At 38.6% G+C, this 22077-nt stretch carries 14 protein-coding genes; 4 read left to right on the top strand and 10 right to left on the bottom strand.

Going from position 1 to position 22077, the window contains the following annotated elements:
- Positions 1-10: 10 nt before the first annotated feature.
- From PALI_RS15615 to PALI_RS15600, 4 genes are all read right to left on the bottom strand, one after another.
- On the bottom strand, positions 11-2092 hold the full coding sequence (locus tag PALI_RS15615; RefSeq protein WP_193156417.1) for a S9 family peptidase: 2082 nt from the start codon (positions 2090-2092) through the stop codon (positions 11-13).
- Between the two features lie 271 nt (positions 2093-2363).
- Positions 2364-2933 carry a chitin-binding protein gene (locus PALI_RS15610; RefSeq protein ID WP_193156416.1) on the bottom strand — a complete coding sequence of 190 codons (570 nt, stop codon included), beginning with the start codon at positions 2931-2933 and terminating at the stop codon, positions 2364-2366.
- Between the two features lie 220 nt (positions 2934-3153).
- Positions 3154-6309 carry an efflux RND transporter permease subunit gene (locus PALI_RS15605; protein ID WP_193156415.1) on the bottom strand — a complete coding sequence of 1052 codons (3156 nt, stop codon included), beginning with the start codon at positions 6307-6309 and terminating at the stop codon, positions 3154-3156.
- Between the two features lie 14 nt (positions 6310-6323).
- Positions 6324-7502 (bottom strand): efflux RND transporter periplasmic adaptor subunit, encoded by a 1179-nt coding sequence (locus tag PALI_RS15600; protein WP_193156414.1) that lies wholly within the window; start codon positions 7500-7502, stop codon positions 6324-6326.
- Positions 7503-7792: 290 nt separating this feature from the next.
- Between PALI_RS15600 and PALI_RS15595 the strand changes: the two genes are divergently transcribed.
- Positions 7793-10300 carry a zinc-dependent metalloprotease gene (locus PALI_RS15595; RefSeq protein WP_193156413.1) on the top strand — a complete coding sequence of 836 codons (2508 nt, stop codon included), beginning with the start codon at positions 7793-7795 and terminating at the stop codon, positions 10298-10300.
- Positions 10301-10369: 69 nt separating this feature from the next.
- Here the strand turns inward: PALI_RS15595 and PALI_RS15590 are convergent, their stop codons facing one another.
- Together PALI_RS15590 and PALI_RS15585 are read right to left on the bottom strand one after the other, a co-directional pair.
- Positions 10370-11158 carry a PhzF family phenazine biosynthesis protein gene (locus PALI_RS15590; RefSeq protein ID WP_193156412.1) on the bottom strand — a complete coding sequence of 263 codons (789 nt, stop codon included), beginning with the start codon at positions 11156-11158 and terminating at the stop codon, positions 10370-10372.
- A 273-nt stretch (positions 11159-11431) separates the two neighbouring features.
- Positions 11432-12046 (bottom strand): PQ-loop repeat-containing protein, encoded by a 615-nt coding sequence (locus tag PALI_RS15585; protein ID WP_193156511.1) that lies wholly within the window; start codon positions 12044-12046, stop codon positions 11432-11434.
- Between the two features lie 289 nt (positions 12047-12335).
- On the opposite strand from PALI_RS15585, the gene PALI_RS15580 reads away from it, so the two are divergent.
- Together PALI_RS15580 and PALI_RS15575 are read left to right on the top strand one after the other, a co-directional pair.
- On the top strand, positions 12336-13469 hold the full coding sequence (locus PALI_RS15580) for a PepSY-associated TM helix domain-containing protein (RefSeq protein ID WP_193156411.1): 1134 nt from the start codon (positions 12336-12338) through the stop codon (positions 13467-13469).
- 48 nt (positions 13470-13517) lie between these two features.
- Positions 13518-14663, top strand: a complete 1146-nt coding sequence (locus PALI_RS15575; RefSeq protein WP_077536453.1) for a tetratricopeptide repeat protein — start codon at positions 13518-13520, stop codon at positions 14661-14663.
- 16 nt (positions 14664-14679) lie between these two features.
- On the opposite strand, the gene PALI_RS15570 is transcribed toward PALI_RS15575, so the two are convergent.
- The 4 genes from PALI_RS15570 to PALI_RS15555 all read right to left on the bottom strand — a co-directional run bounded on the left by PALI_RS15570 (position 14680) and on the right by PALI_RS15555 (position 20745).
- Complete coding sequence (locus PALI_RS15570) at positions 14680-17496, bottom strand: TolB family protein (protein WP_193156410.1); 2817 nt, start codon at positions 17494-17496, stop codon at positions 14680-14682.
- Positions 17497-17790: 294 nt separating this feature from the next.
- Complete coding sequence (locus PALI_RS15565) at positions 17791-19344, bottom strand: PH domain-containing protein (RefSeq protein ID WP_193156409.1); 1554 nt, start codon at positions 19342-19344, stop codon at positions 17791-17793.
- Entirely contained in the window at positions 19337-19870 is a 534-nt protein-coding gene (locus PALI_RS15560; RefSeq protein ID WP_193156408.1) for a PH domain-containing protein, read from the bottom strand. The genes PALI_RS15565 and PALI_RS15560 overlap by 8 nt, the downstream gene beginning before the upstream one ends.
- Positions 19871-19890: 20 nt before the next feature.
- Complete coding sequence (locus PALI_RS15555; RefSeq protein WP_193156407.1) at positions 19891-20745, bottom strand: D-hexose-6-phosphate mutarotase; 855 nt, start codon at positions 20743-20745, stop codon at positions 19891-19893.
- Positions 20746-21426: 681 nt separating this feature from the next.
- Here PALI_RS15555 and PALI_RS15550 point away from each other — a divergent pair.
- Positions 21427-21909, top strand: coding sequence for a MarR family winged helix-turn-helix transcriptional regulator (locus PALI_RS15550; protein WP_193156406.1), 483 nt, complete (start codon positions 21427-21429; stop codon positions 21907-21909).
- Positions 21910-22077: the final 168 nt, after the last annotated feature.

Here is a 22077-nt window from a genome sequence, read left to right as displayed (position 1 = left end):
TGTTATGTACTTACGGTTTATTGACAAGCGTAATAAAAAAGGCCATTTCGAGGGCTTTTTCTTCTAAGCTTTTAAAACGACCTGATGCGCCACCATGACCAGCATCCATATCGGTTTTAAACACCAAAATATTGTTGTCTGTTTTGAGTTCACGCATTTTGGCAACCCATTTCATAGGCTCCCAATATTGTACTTGTGAATCGTGCAGTCCGGTAGTTACCAGCATATTCGGGTAGTTTTGCGCACTAATATTGTCGTATGGTGAGTAGGCTTCTATCACGTCATAAAAACAAGGATCGTTTGGGTTTCCCCACTCGTCATATTCATTAGTGGTAAGTGGAATGCTTTCATCAAGCATGGTAGTGAGTACATCTAAAAATGGAACATGACAACCTACACCACAATATAACTCTGGTGCTTGATTGACTACGGCTCCCATAAGTAAACCACCTGCACTTCCGCCTGAAGCAAACACTTTGCTGCTATCACAATAACCTTGAGCAACGAGTGCTTTCGTTACATCGATAAAGTCATTAAAGCTATTTTGTTTATGCTCTTTTTTACCGTGTTCATACCACTCTCGCCCGAGCATTTCAGATCCACGAACATGTGCAATAACATAAACAAAGCCACGGTCGAGTAAACTTAATGATGTACTAGAAAAGCTCGGATCAATAGTATAGCCATACGCTCCATATCCATATTGAAACAACGGGTTAGTACCATCTTTGTTAAAGCACTCCTTACGATACACAATCGACGCGGGCACTTTTGTCCCATCACGGGCAGTAATTGTTAATCGTTCAGATTGGTAATCATCAGCATTAAAATCACCGACTACCTTTTGCTGTTTTAGTAATGTTTTAAAACCCGTTTTTAAATCAACATCATATAACGAACCAGGCGTGGTAAGACTTGAATAATAAATACGTGCGGTTTGCACATTAGGCTCTGGGTTCATTGCAACAGCGGCGTAGTAACAAGGATCAGCAAAATCTAACGCCATGCGGTTGTTGTGTTGATCAACCACTACGAACCGTGCTTGTCCTTGTTCGCGTTCACTCAACACTAAATAGTCATTAAATAGCTCAACACCTTCGAGCAGTACATCATCTCTATGAGCAGTATGCTCTAACCATTGTGTTTTATCGGCAATGGTTTGGCTTGTTGCCGTCATTAATCTAAAGTTTTTAGCCTGCCAGTTAGTCACAATATAGAATGTGTCATCTAGTTTATCTACATCAAACTCGTGCCCTTCCTCGCGTGGCATTAATGCTTTAAATTCGCCATTTGGTTTATTGGCATCAAGCACCCAAGTATCATTTGTTTCGGTGGTAGCCAAGTCAATAATAATAAGACTTTCGTCACGACTTTTACCAAGTCCCATAAAAAAGCTGCTATCTTGCTCTTCATACACCAAAACATCTTGGCTTTGATCGCTGCCCAGTTGATGCCTAAATACTTGATAGCCTAGTAATGTTTGGAGATCTTTTTTTACATAAAAAACAGTTTTATTATCGTTAGCCCAAACAATTTGCCCTTCGGTATTTTCAAGTACATCAGTTAGCATTTCACCTGTTTCAAGGTTTTTAAAGCGCACCACATAAATACGACGGCCTTCAGTATCTTCTGAATATGCCATAAGTTGCTCACATGAACTCAGTGCAACTTCGCCTAATTCAAAAAATTCATACCCTGCGGCTATTTTGTTTACGTCTAATAAAAGCTGTTTATCGTCTGCGCTCATACTGGTGCTACGATAATGGCGAGAATATTCATCATCTCCGCGCACTTCTGAGTGGTACCAATATTTGCCATCTTTAACTGGAACCGTATTATCATCTTTAACAATACGTGCTTTTAACTCTTCAAATAGCGTATTTTGTAATGGCTTCATGGGTGCTAACTGCTCATCACAATAAGTATTTTCAGCCTTTAAATGTTCAAGTACTGCTTTGCTTTGACGCTCATCATCGCGCATCCAATAATAATTGTCAGTGCGTGATTTATTATGAGTATTGAGTTTGTGAGCTTGTTTTTTAGCAATAGGGGCGTTGGGTAATAAATTTAAAGGTAAGTTAGGGCGAGACACAAATAAGGCCAATTAAAAAATAACAATATTCGCAGTTTATCATAAAAATAAAAAAGCCTACCCACTGGGCCAACTTAAAAATAACTATGTTAAGTATAAATATTAAGCTTAGCTAGGGCCTGCTTATCTTTCGAGGTTAAATTTGCAGCAGACTGTTTGGTATTTAGGCAAGGCAGAGCCTATGATGTGTGGTTGTTCCCCCTAAATAGGCAATAACGCAGCATAGATGCCAAACATGCGCGGCCCTTTGGGTTCTTTCTAGGGACGATTATTAGTCCGAGATTTGTAACCAAGCCATCGCCCAGCTTTTACCGACCCCTGGTTCAAACATTAATTTTTCATCACCACTGGCACGGCAAAACTCATTAAATGGCCATGGCTTGCACTGGTAAATTTTTCCCGTTTTGGGCTGCAATACGTTTGTACCCGCATTGTAAATATCGCTATTTTCTGGGTAAATGTAATCGTAAGCATCGGAAGTTTTAACTTTACGCTCATCACATTTTGCAATGCAGTGAAAGTCGACACTAGCTTTACAAATGCCACTGCTTTGCAACGCAAAAATCTCATTATGGCGATAACCAACAACGAGCCCTTGCTCCGTCATTTGCCCTGCGCTTACAAGTGGAATATGCACGTTAATGTACTCAGCAACTAAACGTGGCCATGCATGAGATTCACCTTGCTCAAGTGTGATAATTTTATAATCGAACGACAAACTAACTAGCTCTCCTTGCATGTCATAAAAGGTTACACTCACCACATCACCAATAAATAATTGGGTATGATGACTTAAGCAACCTATTGTCGACCACTTTCCACAAGCCAACGACGTATGCATAAACACAGCAACACCTTAAAAAACCAAAATTGAATCTATGGCTATATGGATACACAAAAAATACACTAAAAACAAGTTATACGATGGTTCATACCATATTAATAGTAAACTTAAGCTTTCATCTCATCACTAATACTTACTTTTTATAAGTAATATCATTATTAGAGCATACAAAAAAGCCAACTCATTGAGCTGGCTTTTTGATGTGTATCTTTTGCATTCAAGACATAGAGTTTTTAATCGTCGTCTTTTTGAAAATCATTCTAAAGAAGCGCTTAAACATTTCACCTATATCGCTCAATATTATATATAAGCATGGCACTAATATAAGAGTGATTAAGGTGGCAAACATCACTGCAAAGCCAAGAGCTACAGCCATAGGTATAACAAACTTAGCTTGTAAGCTTGTTTCAAACATAATGGGCAATACACCTGCAAATGTAGTAATTGAAGTAAGTAATATCGGTCTGAATCGAGCACAACCGGCATCTATTACAGCATTTTTGATACTGACACCTGTTTTGCGGGCTTGATTCACATAATCAGTCATAACGAGAGAGTCGTTTATAACCACCCCTGCTGCGGCAATAATACCAAAGCCAGACATTAAAGTTATATCCAAACCAAACCAGTAATGCCCCCATATTGCTCCCGTTAAGCTAAATGGAATAACCGACATAACAATAAGTGGTTGCGCATAACTCTTAAGAGGTACTGCTAATAAGATATACACCAAAATCATACCGCCGAAGAAAAACATCTTTTGCTGATTAGCTTGATCTTGTTGTTCTTCAATGGCGCCACCAAGTTCAGACTTAACACTTGGGTACTCTTCTTTAAGTTGTGGTAGTAATTTTTCTTTAATTTGCTCAACAACTTCGTTTGGTTCAATCACTTCTTCATCTATGTTGCCATAAACATACACAGTGCGGTAACCCCCTTCGCGGCGAATATAACTAATTCCCGGTGTTTCAGTGAGTTCAACTACATCACCAAGTAGTACTTCACGGCCCTGCGGGGTAGTAACAACCGCATGTTTAAGCGACGAAAATGCCTCTCGAGTCAGTTTAGGGTAACGTACCATTACACGCACCTCTTCGCCGTTTCGAATAACACGTTGAGCCTCACCACCGTAAAAGCTTGCCCCAACTTGATTAGCAATTGAAGCTAAGTCTAAACCCAAATCGTAAGCGACCGGTTTTAAACTCATTTGCACTTCTTTACTGGCAGGGTCTATTGTTGAGCTAATATCAAACAGGCCTTCTTGCTGTTGCAGCAATTCTATAAAGCGGCGACCAGCATCATTCAATGTATCAATATCTGAGCCATATAATAAATAACCAAATTCGCCATCACTGCCTCCTCCGTTTACATCATCATAAATGGTTAATGATTTAACACCGGCAATATCAGGCATGGCTTCGCGCCAACGGCGTGATAATTCAAACGCGTTATAAGGTCGTACTCTCTCATCAACGAGTGGCACAAGCACTTGAGCTTCGGTACGCCCTTGGTTATAGACTAAAATATCTCTTATGAGTTTTTGACCATATTTGCGTTCAGTATCTTCATCAATCGCAATCACCATCGCCTCTATTTCACGAATAGCGTTTATTGTTTGTATGTCTGATACATTGTCATTCATTTCTAGATTTATTTGCGGGTAGTCATGCGGGATTTTTGGCATAAACCCAGTACGAACTTGATTTGATGAGATTAAAGCAAAGGTTACGATCAATAGGGCGATAAATGAAAATAATACTGACCAACGCCATTCAACACAACGTATAACAAAGCGCTTATATGGGCCATTTACAAAACCAAAAAATCGCGTATTAAACCGATCGCGCCAGCCCCCCTCTTTTATTGGTGAAAAATGAGTGTGGGCAATATGGGCAGGCAATATCAACTTTGATTCAATCAAACTAAATACTAAACACAGCATTACCACCACAGCTATACCATAAAAGAAGGCACTTTCTGGACCTGTAGATAACGTAAATGGAGCAAATACTGCAATGGTAGTTAGTACACCAAAAGTTGCGGGGGTTGCTACGCGTTTTGCGCCATTAACCACATTTACAACACCGCCACCTTTTTTCTCTATTTCGGTGTAGGCACTCTCACCTATGACAATGGCATCGTCCACCACAATCCCTAGCACCATAATAAAAGCAAAAAGTGATAAAATATTAATGGTTACACCAAACAGTGGCATCATCATCATTGCGCCCAAAAAGCACACTGGTAAGCCAATCATTACCCATAATGCCAACTTAAAGCGTAAAAAGATTGATAGCATAATTGCAACCAAAACAGCACCCTGAATAAGGTTTGTAACCATCATGTCTAAGCGAGCATTTAAGTAGTACGTCATATCCATTAATGGCTCTAAACGAACCCCCAGTGGTAGCTCTTTATTTTTTAATTCTATAAATGCTTTTACTGAATCAGCAACTGGGATAATACTTTGCTCTTCGGTCGCTTTTACCGATATATAAACCGCATTTTCACCATTAAATTTAAAGTAACGCTCACCTTCAGTGAACTGATCTTTAATCACGGCAATATCTTGCAGTAACACTTTAGCGCCATTAGCCCCTATTTTTACCGGTATTTGTCTAAATTCTTCACCTGAGTAAAACTGATTTTCGACTCGTACAGAAATAACACCCGCATCGGTTTTTAACTGCCCTGCCGAAAAGTTAGCTGAGTAACGACGCACTGCATTCATTACATCACTAAGAGTTAGGTTATATTGACGCAGCGTATCGGGTTCTATCTCGATAGCTATTTCATCAAGAGGAACATCATTTACCACCAAAGATACATTTGAAAGCTGTAATAGCTCATCTTCAATCTGATTAGCGATCGGCTTAAGCTCAGTAAGTGGTAGGTCAGCAACAAGCGTCATACCTATTACATCTTGCTTAAACTCCACCTGACTTATGGTGACCGGTTCCATTCCTGCCGGAAATGTCGCTATACCATCAACTCGTAATTTAACTTTATCGAGTATATCGGTAAGCTCTACATCGGTATTAATTTCAAGACTTGCTCTACCGCCATTTCTAAATGCTCTGTACACACCTTTTTTAATTTCGGTCACATCTTTTAGCGACTCTTCAATTTTTATAAGTATGCTTTCTTCAATTTCTTGTGGTGAAGCGCCTGGGTAATTGGCTTCAATATTAATGTAATTAATTTCTATATTTGGGAACATTTGACGCTGAAGATTAAGAAAGCTAATAATCCCCATCACCACAATAAAAATCATCATTAGGTTGGCAGCAACGGAGTTATTGGCAAAATAAGCAATAATACCGGTTTGTTTTTCAGCGTTTGGCGCTGTATTTGGTAGTTCAGTGTTACTCATAACTCAGTCTACCTTTATAATTGTTCAGTGGAGGCACTTTCAAGTACCTCTGTTTTTTTAGTATCTTGAAGGCCTGCAATTTTTACAGCCATGCCTTTTTGCGGGTATTCTGGCAAAGTGATCACTAACTTATCATCTTTTTGCAAACCATCGCTAATATAAAAATATTCACCTTCTTCACGAATAACTGTGACTTTGCGCGGCTCAAGCTGTTGTTCTTTATTAACAATCCAGACTGTTTGATTATTTACTAACTCTTGCGGTAAGCGGTAAATATTATTTAGCATCGCACCAGCAAAGTTCACCTGTACGTAACTGCCAAACTTAATGGCTGGTTGTTTAGTTTTAAGCCCATATGGGTCTTCAATACGCACCACTAAACTACTCATACGTGTTGCGTTATCAATAATTCCTAAATCACGGTCAATCACGCCTTCTCGAGTAAAGCTATTTAACCCTTTTTGAATAACCGTTGCGGTAATGCCCTTTATGCGATCTGGTAAAAATATGCTATCAAAACCTGCAATAGGAATAATGACTTCAGCGGTTTCAATATTGTTTAGCTCAGCAACTTGCGAACCCATTGTTACATATTGACCAACACCAACATTGCGGCTGATAACCAACGCATCGTAAGGGGCTGTAACGTCACAATTATCTAAATCACGTTGCGCGCGTTTTAATGCAGCTTGTGCCGACTTAACGGATGCCTGCGCACTGAGTACTTGAGGTTTACGTAAAAATAAATCTGTTCGTGCTTTACTTGGAAAACGCTTTGCTTCGTCTTCGGCTACTTGCGCTTGAGCTTGCTCTTCAATTAAGCCCGCTTGTGCGCGAGCAAGATCAGCCTCTGCAACAAGCACTGCTGCTTCGTAGTTATCTTTCTCGATGGTAAATAGCGTTTCACCGCGCGCAACAATGCCACCAGCTACAAAATTAGGGTGCCAACTTAACACCTCACCCGACACTTGCGCCGAAAGCTGTGTATTTTCAAGCGGCTTTACTTCACCATAACTGTTAATAATAACTTGATGATCATTTGCAGCAACAGCCTCAACCTGCACTGTTGGGCGCGTATCAACGATTTCTTTTTTTTCTGATTCTTGTGCGAGGGCATTTATTCCCATAAAACCAACGACCCCTATCGCAAGTGCTACGAACGGGAAGACCCATTTAAGTGAATTTGTTTGCATATTCTATTTATCCCTAAAGTTCTATTAGCACCATAATATCAGAGGCAAACAAAACATTAAGGTGACATTTGTAAGCAACTGTTGCAAATACACACAAAATATTACTATTTATGTCTTTAAGAAGTGAAAAAACTGCAATTCGTCTCATTCTTTATATTTTGTTACAAACTTTTATACATGTAAATCAATGAACTACCTATTAACAAGTAAATTTCATCGCGAAGATGTGCTAAATGAAATTAATTTACGTACAGTCCAATTAAATTAACAAATATTAAAAAGATCAAATAATGAAATTAACCACAATTACTCTTGCACTTAGTCTAGCGCTTAGTGGCCATGCATTTGCTGCCGAAAAGAAAGAAGACAAAAAACCAAAAACACTTAGTGAAATGATCAAAGGACAAACCGAATTTGCGGGCGTATTTAACCTTTATCAAGACGAAAAAACCGGTGAACACCTAATGGTAATTAGCGAGTCACAACTCGATACACCATTTGTGTATTTTGCGCACACCGTTGATGGAGTTACTGATGCAGGTCATTTCCGTGGGGCATACCGTGAAACTAAGCTAATTGAATTTAGAAAGTACTTTGACCGCATTGATATTATTAGCAAAACACCTCGATATAAGTTTGATGAAAACAGTGCTATTTCTAAAGCAAGCGAGGCCAATATTAGTAAAGCTGTACTAGCAAGCATTAAAATAGAAAAAGAAGAAGATGGAAAAATAGCATTTAATGTAAATAAGCTATTTTTAAGCGAAGCACTTCACAAAGTATCACCTACGCCAAACCCAGCCGATAAAAATGCCAAAAAGCGCTTTAAAGTAGGTAAATTAGACGATAAAAAATCACGTATTATTAAACAGCGCCCTTACCCTAATAACTTAGACGTAGTAGTTGATTACGTATTTACTAATGCAAGCCCTACTGTACGTGGCTCTAATGCAGTAAGCGATCCACGTAGTGTATCGGTAAAAGTGCAGCACTCATTTGTTTCTCTACCTGAGAATAACTACGTGCCACGTATGGATGATGCGCGCATTGGTTATTTTACCAATCAATTCGATCAAATGACGTCTACCGATTGGGCACCTTATGAAGATATTATAAAGCGCTGGGATTTACAAAAGAAAGACCCTGGTGCAGCCCTTTCAGAGCCAGTAAAACCAATTACTTGGTGGATAGAAAACACCACACCTATTGAATGGCGCGATACCATTCGTGACGCTGTTTTAACGTGGAATACTTCTTTTGAAACAGCCGGTTTTAAACATGCGCTGGAAGTAAAAGTACAACCAGACGATGCAGATTGGGATGCGGGCGATATTAATTACAACGTACTGCGTTGGACTTCGTCACCTAAGCCTCCATTTGGCGGATACGGACCAGCACTTGCTAACCCATTAACTGGTGAAATACTGGGCTCAGACATTATGCTTGAGTTCGTGTTTATGAAAAACCGTTGGATTTATGACACACTTTTCACCCAAGGGACAATGAGCCACGGTGAAACAACAAATACCGGCGAGCTAAATTGCTCTCTTGGGCATGAGATTCAACAAAACCTAATGCTTGCCAAAGGCCTTGCTAACGGCGACAAAATTGCAGACAAAGAAATGCTTCGCCAAGGTTTAACACAATTGGTACTTCACGAGGTTGGTCATACTTTAGGCCTTAACCACAACATGAAATCATCTATTTTGTGGGATGAAAAAGAAGTACACGATAAAAACAAAACCCAAGGCATAGTAACCGGTTCTGTAATGGATTATGCACCCGCTAACATTGCCCCAATTGGTATGCAGCAAGGTGATATTTTTCAAACAAAACCAGGTCCTTATGACGATTGGGCAATTAACTACGGCTACAGCGTAGCACTTACAGATGAAGCTGCTGAGCAAGCTCGGCTTGATAAAATACTTGCGCGTTCAAGTGAGCACGCTCTTGCCTTTGGTAACGATGCCGACGATATGCGCGCACCAGGTCGCCATATTGATCCACGTGTAATGATTGGTGATTTGTCGTCAAACCCTGCAGCCTATGGCGCAGATCGTATGGCACTTATCAATAAACTATTTACTGAGCTAAAAGATAAAGCAACAGTTAAAGGCGAGTCTTACCAACAGCTTGTTACCTCTGCTAATAGCTTATTTGGTCAATACCGAGCTCAAGCAGGTGTTGTTTCTCGCCAGATTGGCGGTGTGTATGTTGAGCGCGCTGTAGTGGGTGATGCAAATGCAGATAAACCATTTACGCCAGTATCGCTTGAGCGCCAAACACAAGCGATGGATATACTTGCCAAGTTTGTATTTGCACCTGACGTACTACAAAACATGCAACCTCTATACAGCTACCTACAACTACAACGTCGTGGCTTTAATCACTACGGTAAAAATGAGGACCCTAAAGCACACCAAATGATTTTAGGTATGCAAAAATCTGTACTTGCACAGCTATTACACCCTGCTGTGTTACTGCGTATTTCTGACACCGCTCTATACGGTAATGAATATAGCCTAACTCAGTTTATGCAAGACTTAACTGCCAGCATTTTTGTAAAAAGCAAAGGCGCAAACTCTATTAGCCACAACTTACAAATTGAATATGTTAATCAGCTAATCGCGATTGCAGGCCTTGGTAAAGCAAGTAAATTTGATAACCTAGCTAAAACCGCTGCGTTATATCAGCTTACTCAAATAGCCGATACCAGTGTTGCGTGGGGATCAGATACAGCGACTAAAGCACATAAAAAATATATTGACCGCTTAATTGCAAAAGCATTAGAAGCGTAAAATATCTCTAATAATTGAGTAAACCAAGGCCACGTTTAACGTGGCCTTTTTTATGACAAAAAGTGAAAACTAAATATAAATAGTGCCTTTTAAATACCTTGCAGCATGTCCCGTTAAGGTGACGGTTGTATCACCCACTTCACATAGTAAATGCCCGCCTCTGCTTGAAGCCTGATAAGCGCTTAACGTAGTTTTACCCAATTGCTGCGCCCAATAAGGTGCAAGACCAGTATGGATTGAACCCGTTACATAATCTTCATCGCCACCGCTTGCAGGCCAAAAATAACGAGATATAAAATCATATTCTGTACTTTTAGCTGTCGCCACCACGTCTAACGGGTATAAGGTTTTGAGTAAATTAGAGTCTGTTTTAAGGTTAATGACATCTTGCTCATTTTTATACACCACAAAATAAGCCTGCTGATTTTTTAACACCTTAAAAGGTTGTATAGACAAGCTATTAAATAACTCTTTAGGTATATTATCAGCCTCACTCGGTACTTGCTTCGGAAAGGTCATTGCAAAGCTGCCGTCAACATTTTTATTAACGATTAGCTCGCCTACTGCATCGGCAATAAAGCGGATTTTCGATACATTATGCTCTTCACATAAAACATACGCCGCAGCGAGTGTGGCATGGCCACAAAAGTCTATTTCCATTAATGGAGAAAACCAGCGAATAACAAAACTTCCATCATCTTGCTGACAAGTAAAAGCCGTTTCAGATACGTTATTCTCAGCACCAATTTTTAGCATTAGATCGTCACTTAACCACGATTCTAATGGGATCACTGCCGCGTAGTTACCTTTAAATAACTCATTCGCAAACGCATCAATTTGATGAATAGTTAATTGCATTGTTGAAACTTTATAATGATTAAGAGCTTAAAACTACCACAGCTTAACTAAATTAATCTAAACTCTGGGTAATAAATCTATCTCCAGCAGCTATTATCAGCGCTAACTACGTTGAATTTACTTGCAATAGGCTAGCTATTGACGCGTAAATTCGCCTTGTTTTCACTGAAAATCTCTGGCTAGAGAAAAATAAATTTAAATATCATTATAGTTAAATCTGTTAGTAAATCTCTTAACCAGAGTTCAGATTAAATTAGCACTTTTATTTTGGCTTTAAGCCATTGCAGGTCGCATTCTATAATATTGCATACAACCAAATTGCACAGCATTGGTAAGTAACAGCATAATAAACATGAGTAAGTGCGCAGTGCTTGGAGCAGCATTTGAAAGCTCAACAACTAAGCCGCAAATACCAGCAATAAACTGCAAACTAAAGTAGCGCGCGCTTAAATTACTTACATTACCCGTACGCAGTGTTTTATAAGTTTGCGGCATAACACGTACCGAACTCATCACAAGCCCCACATATGTTAAAGCGTTTAATACCATTGCAGTATCAAGGGTTGAATTTAGTAGTAGAGAAAAAGGCAGCAACGAAAAAGCAATCATAACCACAAGCTGAGTACGTTCTCGCTTAGCTGCGTTAAAACGCGCAAAAAAGTACAAAATAAGCCCGCTTAGTGCACCTGTTACAATAAATGGTAGAGCAATATAAAAACGCTCAAAGTAAATATTATAAGTTATAAAGTAAAGGCTTTGCGCCAAGCCAAATGTCATCATTAATAGTGACAAGCCCGAAACACTGCGATTTTTTCGAATTTTTGTCAATAGGGGTAAAAAACTAAAAACCAAAATAAATGAAGATAAAATAGGCAAATAATGCGCCAAAACAACCTCGCTCGTTACATAACTGTTAATTAAAAATAGAAATAAAAACATTTATTAAACATATGTTTTAAAAGGCTTTTACTATAAGCGCGGCATTGTAGAGCGAAGTCAGCTTAACTCAACTAAATCGCAAATATTTATTTTAAATAGTGGCAAGCTGGGTATACAAAAATCGTGGAATTACGTCTACCGTTTGTTTGTTTTTAGGAAAGTCACCCCACAAGCTTTTAAATAAAAATGATAGTTGTTATCATGCGTAAACAATAAATAACTGCATACAAAATCATCTATGAGAAAAACTCTTTTTAAAATACACAGTTGGGTTGCTCTTATTGCAATCATTCCACTGATTGTTATTAGTATTACAGGCAGTGTATTAGTTTTTAAAAGTGAAATAGATGGCTTACTGATGCCAAACAGTCATTTTGTTGTAAAAACATTACCTGAACGTATGCCAATCGATAAATTAATCACGAATACAGAAAATGCGTACCCTGAGTATGTAATAGGCAGCTGGGAAATATTTAACGGCGATACAGCAGATCGAGTTTATTTAGTAAAACGCGGTACTGAGCAATGGTATAAGTTTCATTTAAATCAATATACTGGTGATATATTGTCAGAGCCTGTCGGCACTAGCCACTATTTTACCGATTGGTTTCTAGAGCTACACTACACGTTCTTACTTAACGACTTCAGTAGTTTACCGGGGCAAACTGGGACTGTACTGGGATTCTTTTTTGCTCTATTTTTATTAGTATTAGGCATTACTGGCCTCATTATTTATCGCAAATTTTGGCAGCGTCTATTTAGCGTACGCTGGCGTGCAACACTACAAATAGTGCTTAGTGATATTCATAAAATGACTGGCGTTATAGGCTCGCCTATCATCATCATTTTAGCCATTACGGGTGGTTACTTTAACGGTGCAGTGTGGTATCACGAAGTCATTGAGCACGCCGAAGAAGAGCACTTTGCACTGACCAAAAACCTATACAGTAGCGACATTTCGTTCCAACGTATACTTGACGACAGTAAAAAACAAATACCTACATTTAATGGTACATTTTTAGTCATGCCACTACAGCCAGATGAAAACATCACTGTATTTGGCGAAGTAAGCACCGCCAATCCACTCGCAAGCGAATACGCAAATACCGTTACCTATAACAAATTAACGGGTGAGCACATAGCCAATTGGGACATTCGTAAAGTTGGTGCTGGCTGGCAAGTAATAGATAGCTTTAGAAAGCTGCACTTTGGATACTTTGCTGGGCTGATCAGTAAAATTTTGTGGTGCGTTATAGGCTTAAGTCCGGTGTGGCTAGCAGGTACGGGGTTTTATTTATGGTTCACACGTCGAAAACGTAAAAAACAGTCACAGGTGAATCGCTCAAATAAGCGAGGCACAGTTAACGCTTGATTTGAAAACCACCTCAATGTAAAGTCAAAGCTCACATTGAGGTGGCTTATGAAGTTTCTAATATTAATATTTTGTCTTTTTTTAACTGCATGTAAAAATGCACCGACTATCACTCCGGCTGAAAAAGTACAGTTATCCAGTCTTATAAATCATTCGCTTTTTGAGCGCTTAGACATACCAACCGAGCAAAGCATTTTTGAACTGCCTCAAGCAGAAAAGCAAAAATTCTTAACCTACGCAAATGAAAATCTAGCAGATACCCGAGCTGACCAAGTTATTTTTAATTATCTAGAAAGTCAGCTAGAAAATTTTCAATACCATGGTGATACACTTACTTCAAAGCAAGCCCTCAAATTATCGCAAGGTAATTGCATTAGTCTAGCGGTACTAACACAAAGCTATGCACAAACCTTAGGTCTCGATACAAGTTTCCAAGAAATGACCAGCGAACCGGTGTACGCCAAAGAAAGCAACATAGTCTATGTAGCTAATCACTTTAGGACAAAAATATATGCTCCAAAAGTAAAGAAAGAAGATAATTATATCGAATTTATTAGAGCCGGAACGCTAATAGATTATTTCCCGACTCAAGGTAGCACCTATTCTGGTAGTGCAACTTATAACGACTTGCTAGCTAAATTTTATAGTAATTTAGCGGCAAACGCACTTGCCGAAAAACAATTTAATACTGCTTACTCACTTATTTTACAAGCGAATAAATTCACACCAAATGATGCAGAACTATTTAATATAGCTGGTATTTTACATCGCCGAGTTGGTGATTTACTAAGCGCTAAAAACATCTATCAAACAGCACTTAGTAATAACGAAATAAGCATTAATTTAATCAGCAACTATCAGCTTTTAGCTAAAGAGTTAGGAGACAAAGAGCTTGTTAAAGAGCTTACCTCACAATTAGTTAATAAAGAAAAAGACCCATACGAATTATTAGTGATCGCTAAAAACAACTTACAAGCTGGCCACGTTCATCAAGCTAAAACACATCTTGAGCAAGCCATTACTAAAGCGCCTTACATTGCTGAGTTATACTTGGAACTCGCAAAAGTTCGCTATCAACAAGGCAATACCAAACAAACACAAGCATTACTTGAAAAAGCTATTGAATTAGAGCGTGATAACCAAAAGCTCGATGTATATCAAGCTAAGTTACTATCCTTGCAAACGGATAAGTAACTTAGCTTATTAAGTGTTATAACGAATAATAGAAACTCAGCCAAGCGCGCATTTCATCTTCAAAACTGTCGCCTTCTACTCGCGACAGTCCCATATTAAAGGTTAAGTCATTTACACCTGCAGGCCCCATTCCAAAACTAAAATCGCCTTGGTATTTTAATCCATAGCTTTGCGCGTATACACCGCCATCAAGCTGATGTTGCTTGTAATAAAGCCACGGCATGCCTTCTTTAAAGCTAAACCCACCACCATAACCTTGATAACGCTCAGCGGTTGCGCTGTAAAAAGGCAGATCAGATGAAAGTATATATTCACTACTTTGTTGCTGATTAATGAGGTTTGAACCAAAGCCACCTAACGCAAGACTGTTATCACCTCGTTGCTTTTGTTCAAAATTTGCATAAAGGGGAATACTAAACGCCTTTCCAAATACTTTTGCAGATAAATCGTACCCTTGCCAATTACTACTTTTACTACCGCCATCGTACCAACTCGCATTAATACTCTGGCCAATTGCAAAGTCTTGACGATCATATTGCCAGTGTTGAGTAATCCCAAAACGAGTCCATTTTTTATAGCTTTGTTTATAATCAGTATAATTGTAGGCAAGCTCGGGCGTTACGTTTAATTGCCCAAATTTAAATGGGTAACTTATTGCTGCAAAACCGCCTCGCGCATCAATATCAGCGTTTGAACTTTCCTGATACTGACGCGATGTATTTAAATTGTAGTCAAACAATGCCAGCTTAAATTTCACATCGAGCGCGTTATATTTTGCCTGCACATAACCACCATGCAGCGCACCATTGTTTAAATCACTGCCATACCCCGCTTGTAAGTCGAGCTGCTTAAGTAAGTCACTACTTTTAATACTTAAATCCAACACACTTGTTGAAGCAGAATAATACTGAGAGCCAAGCGCAAGGGTCGCGTGTTGGTCGAGAATATTGTAATTAGTTTGCCCTGTTGTTTCGTGCGTATATATTTCGGCTTTTGGAAGTGTGTGCTTATTTACTAGCAAAAGCGGTGCTTGTTTGTTAGCTGCAAACTCAGTAACGACATTGCTACTCATAGTTTTTGGCAATGTTTTTATGTTTGGCCCATCGGCGGTAATTGAGAAATAAAGCAACGAGCCATCAATCATTTCTATTGGGTGGGCAACTGCCTCCTGCCCTTGGGTTAACTTGGTGAGTGTTTTACTCGCTATGTGATAGTTATAAATATCAGTAGCGCTATTTAAGCCGGCAATAAAATAAAGTGATTCTCCATTTTGGCTAAAGTTTGGTTGGCTTAAATATTGATACCCGTTTGGCATAGGCACTGACAGCTGTTGTTTACTGTTTAAATCTTGTATATACAACTGCCAATTTTCATTTAATGACGTTGATAAATAAGCTAATTTAGTCTCATCAGGATTGAGGATTGGATAATCGTAAGTTGTCTCAAGGCTTTTTGTAAATAATGGCGTGATGGCTTGTGTATTTAGATCAACCTTTACTAATTCAGAGTAGCCATCTCTTATTTGTTCGCCATACAAGGTTTCACCATCGCGGGTTACGCTAAATCGACGTATACCAGCAAGTTCGGTAAGCTGTTCAATATTACCGGTTTCAATGTTATAGCTAAATATATCAGACACTTTGTTATAAATACCCGACTCTTCGTTGCTATACGCATTAAAATATAACGTTGTGTTATTTGCCCATTGGGGATTGGCAATACCAGCTCGATTTATTTGATTAAGCACTTGTTTTTGTTCGCGTTTAAAAACATTTGGCGCTGTATCGGGAATATCTTGGGCGTCATTGTCGAGTAGCTCTTTTTGCGCTTTAGTAAATTCTTCTTGCGCTTTAATATTGTCTTGCGTGCTATAAATTATAAGCTTGGTATTCCTCTTTTTGTCACGCTCAACTATGGCAAGTTTACTGCCATCATTTGAAAGTGCGGGATTACTTGCATATAAATCAAGCTCAAGCCAAAGTTCACTATTAAGTGGTTGCTCCACCTGCTCGATTTGCATTACTTTATAAGTATATTCAGCTATAAATCGACGGTATAACTTGGCTGCCTTTTGCCCAAACACGCCGCTAAATGCCTCATCAAAGTCACGTGTTTTTACGCCTTGCATTCGCGTCCAAACACTATCAAGCGTTTGCTCTGAATAGTTTTTTTCTAACCAATTCAAAAAGCGGCTACCCATTAAATACGCCATTGAGCCGCCCATAAACCCTTCATCGCCATTTAATTGCTCATAGGTTGGCAATGCGCCTTGTTGAGCAAACTCCCGTAATATCGACTCTGAATAGTTATCAAATAAACGTCCACGACCCGTCATTTTAGATTCAATCAGTGTGGCGTAACCTTCGGCTACCCAGCGTGGCGTATCGCTGTAGGTTAAGTCGTATAAATCCCATATGCCACGTACTTTTTGCTGCCAGTCATTACGGGTAGGCTGTGCTAAATGCACTAAGTGAATATACTCATGCAGTACAAGTAACTGCTGCCAGCCTGAGCTATTTGATATAACCGTATCGGATTGCGGTGGCGTAGTAAAAAGTGCCATTACAGGGTTATTTGACGTTGGCAAAGCAAAGCCGTTTGCTGCATTTAGGGGATCAAACACCACCACATCAACTATTTTATCAAGTGCTCTATTTTGTTGTTCAAGCACTTTAGTGCGTACTATTTCAAGCTCTGATGCGGTCGATTTAGCAAAATCTACATGCTCAATACTGTAATGAATATTAAAATTTTCGGTATGAATGGTTTGCCAATCAGCTGCAAAGCTTGGTGCAGCTAGCAATAAGGCAGATGCGATAAGTGTTTTTTTCATGAGCGTCCCTAAAATAATTCCTTAATACCATCTAGGGTATTATTAAATGTCTTTCATGGGCAGTAAGAAAGTGTAATAAAGCATGTGCAAATGTGTATTTATATCAATTGCATTAAATTAGTGATCTATTATTGCGATAAGAAAACAGCTCAATAACAAGGCTAAAATTATGATACATAGTTGTTCTATATAAATAATTTTTAACGTAGTTAGTGAGTTATTTAATACGCTAGAATGATCATGTTTTTAATAAAATTGGTATTACACAGGCTTTATCATTTAAATTAAGAAGTATTACATCCAGCTACGAGTATTTGATTCAACCTGTTTAATTGTAAAATCAACTATAAAATTAGCATCTTGTTGTTTAATATAAGGAACGAATACACTCCCCGAAGCTAGTTGTATATACAGGCTTTTTAAACTAGATTTGCGCATTAAGTGTGTACTTACTGTATGTGCACTCTGCGCTTTATAAAGCTCAAACACACGGTAATGAACGCCAATGAGGCCTTTGCGTACCACCATATAGAAACGTCCGTTATCTTCATGCAAATAGTAACCATAACGCTGATACGATAAAACAACTAAGGTGGAAAAAGCAGCAAAAACACCCAAACTAATCCACACGTTAAAGCTCATGCTAAAACAAAAAATAGCCGCTAGTACGCTTGGTAATAACGCATACACTATTAAATTTTTATAAAGCAATGCTCGTTCAGGACGCTTGAATATAAGCTTCTTACTATTGAACCATGGGTAAATCCATTGGCATACACTATCTACTTGCTCAGTGCTCAATACTGGTAGAACAAGTGTTTGTTTATTTTTTTTAGCGGCAGCTCCTGCAATCACACCACCGCCACTTGCTTGTAAAAAATCAACTGTAAAACGCTTTAATAATCTCGCCACTAAATTTTGTTTTATAACTATAGATTGTACTTTATCTAAGCTCATAGATAACTGATGGCGCTCTAGCAAACCTGCAATACGTTTAAATTTTTGCCCTTTAAAGTAAAGTTCAAAGTTATAAAAACGAATGAGCGACATACCCACAGACAAGAAAATGGCTAAAAACACTAACAATACAATCAGTGTTATTATCGCAAGCAATGTCGCATTTGCTATAATGCCAAGCTCTTGCTGATAAAAGCCTTCCATTTTAACAATAAGTTTCTTTTCTAGAAAGTCGATAGCTATATTTATAAATGGAGCAATCGCTGCGAGGGCTAAAATAGCCATATTCGACATTAAACCAAATTTAGCTATTTCTTTGTTAGTGATAAAAAGACTGTTTTCAGTGACTACTTCATCGCTTTGCTGTGGTGTATTAATCTCTGGTTGCTGCTGCGCTTTAAAAGCAAATATTTGTTTACGCATTTGCAGTGCATATTCTTTAGTTATGCCAGGTAATATCACCTCCTGTGACACACTACCTGCAGCATCAAAAATACAATTAACGAGCTTTACCGGTGTGAAGTAAAACGGCTCTGCAATATTTACATTTTGTACTCGTGCAAATTTAAGTGTTAAGCGCTCTTTTTTAAAAACGCCTTTATTAAGTAATATTTCGTTATCGTCTGTAAGACTGTACCGAAAACTTCTATAATATAAAAAGGAATAAACCAACAAGGCAACAATGGCAAGAGCACCGGCTATTTGCCCCCAAAATAATTTATTTTCAACCTGAGTAACAAATACAATCATGATTGGTAATAAATTAAATATGCCATCTCGAATAAACCGCATACCAAAGTGCACAACAAAGTAAACAAGCGCCCAAGGTGATACCTTTTGCCACATTACTGTTTTCGTAGCATCTACAGGGGAAGGGTTTAAATCACTCATCGGTAGTCGTTGCCTGCATGGTACTTTCATCTTGACGATAATCTTGCACAAACTGACGGATATTTTTGCAATCAGTATGTGTTAATCCACTAATTTGTAAATCGGCGCTCATCCCACCAGCACTGTATAGTTTTAAGCTTGCTAGATCGAGCTTGCGCTCAATGGGGCCGCGATGAATTTCAATATGTTGCACTCTAGCAAGCGGCAAGATAGTTATTTGCTGCCAAATAATTCCCTTTCTAAACGTTATATCATGAGTACGTATCGCAACGCCTTGTTGCTTTATACTCACAACGCCATACACCATAGATATAACGATTAAAATTGGCATTCCAATCAACAAGTACGTTTGTGTATTATTAGCAAATGTTTCATTAAAATAGCAAAGCGCAACAAGCACCGCTATTAGTGGAATGTAAAACACGAGCCAGTTGAGCTGGGTATGCAGCACAGCTTTATCGGCCAAAGGTTTAAAATTAATGACACTATGCTCTGGTAAATCCATTATTTGTTGATTGTTAAACACAATTTTTCCTATCGCTATAATTAATTAGCCCAGCTAATAGTGGTTACTAGTGTATGGCTTTTTTTTGATTCAAGTACCACTGCATCTTCGAGTACATTGGCTGCTTCTAGGCACACCATCGTTTGGTATTCATCATCAGCAAAATGAGATAAACGCTTTGACTTTTCTATCCACGGATTCCAAAGCACACATGAATGTGAATTTTCGCGACTCACATGTATCACACCCTCGGGCGTGTTAATGGCCTGCAAAGAAGGCGCTTGGGTGTAAATCATATCGGTTTCTCGTGCAATATTAACCACATCGTTTTGCGTAAATGGTCCTTTGCCAAACTCAATATATTGCGAACCTTGTAAACCATCAATATGAGTATTACTAATATCAGAGGTTGGAAAATAAGCATGTAATGCTTGGCTAAAGCTAAATGATGTATTGCCAAGATTGGTAGTGGTTAAACGCACCTGTAATTTATCACTCAATACAAATTCAACTTTTAATGCTGAGTGATGAGGCCAATACGTTGTATTTACTAACTTCATTGGCAATTTTAGGCTTATGATAATTTCGTGATCGCTTTCGTTCACTTCATCAGCTTGCCATAAACTTGTACGCGTAAAACCATGTGCTGGCCAATCCTCATTTTTATGTGTACCAAACCACGGCCAGCAAATGGGTATGCCACCACGCATACTAACCCCCTCTTTATAGGCTTCGTGGCTTGACACCCAAAGCAAAGGTTGCTTTCCTCTAGGTGTAAATTCAGTAATTTGACCACCCTGCAAAAATATTTTTGCACTGCATAAACTGCTAACCACATTAATAAATTCAAGGCCGCTTTCGGTGTGCTCTATGCTAACTGATGGTGATAATTTCATGCCTTTGCCCTATAATACTGAAACTAAAGATTTTTAATGCTGGTATACACAATAAAGTATACTTAAAGTATAAGCTACGTAAGTCAATTATTGATTATACTAAATGCCATAACGATTACTTTATTCATTACTGTCGAATACTTCAGCTTCGTGCGGGCTATTATATGATACTAAAGTCTAACCATTAAAACTTGCGAATAAATACTAACGTACGTAGTGTGCGCAAATATTAGCTAGGGCGTGTTGACCTTTGTGGATTGAAATTTGTTCAATCTAGGGGCGATTTAATCGCGGCGCGAGGTTTGTAACCTAGTGGGCTAAGTAAAAACCGAGCAACAAAGAGTTAATTGCCCCTAGAAAGAACCCAAAGGGCAGCGCATGTTTGGCATTTATGCTGCGTTATCGCCTATTTATGGGGAACAACCACACTACATAGGCTCTGCCTTGCCTAAATACCAAACAGTCTGCTGAAAAATTAATCACGAAAGGTCAACACGCCCTAACAGATTGTTAAAAATTTTAATTATATGCAAATAAGTTACGTTAATTTTAATTACAGCTCAAACAAATAAAAACCAATAAAATAGAGCTTTAATACAATATATAATTTGAATTCAATTTATTTGATGTGTAACATTTCGCGATTACGGTAAACCACTGCTCTTTCGACGAGACAAGCAAATGAAAAAATATAACGAGTTATTAGTTTCTTTACGTAAAGTGATCCGTGCAATTGATCTGCATTCTAAGCAACTTAACAAAACAGCAGGCTTAACTGGGCCACAACTTCTTATAATGCAAGAAGTTTCTCAAACAGATGGCATAACAGCTAGCCGAATTGCTAAAAATGTAAATTTAAGCCCAGCAACCGTCACCAATATTCTCGATAGAATCGAAAGTAGAGATTTAGTAACACGCGTACGCAGTCAAATGGATAAACGACGAGTGAGCTTATACCTCACCGAAAAGGGAAAAGAGTTACTTGAAAAAGCACCTCAGCCATTACAAGAACACTTTATTGAAAAGTTTTCTGCACTTGCTGAATGGGAACAGAGTCTTTTACTCTCATCAATGCAGCGTGTAGCGGCAATGATGGATGCAGATAAACTAGATGCATCTCCCCTACTAGAAGTAGGTGCACTTACTCAAGCCCCAAAAGAATAAACAATAAAAAATAAAAACTGAATAAAGTGAGTACCTATTTTAACCGTGAGGCGTTTTTGTACGCCTTGAACTTTTTATTTTTTATACCAACCAGCTTAATTACAGGGATGATTTAATTTTTTAATTTTTTAATTTATTCAAACACTTATGCAGATTAGTATTAACCAA

The sequence above is a fragment of the Pseudoalteromonas aliena SW19 genome (genome assembly GCF_014905615.1).
GTDB classification, from domain to species: Bacteria; Pseudomonadota; Gammaproteobacteria; order Enterobacterales; family Alteromonadaceae; genus Pseudoalteromonas; species Pseudoalteromonas aliena.
Note: the sequence above shows the minus strand (reverse complement) of the source record. Positions and strands in the feature narration are given on the sequence as shown.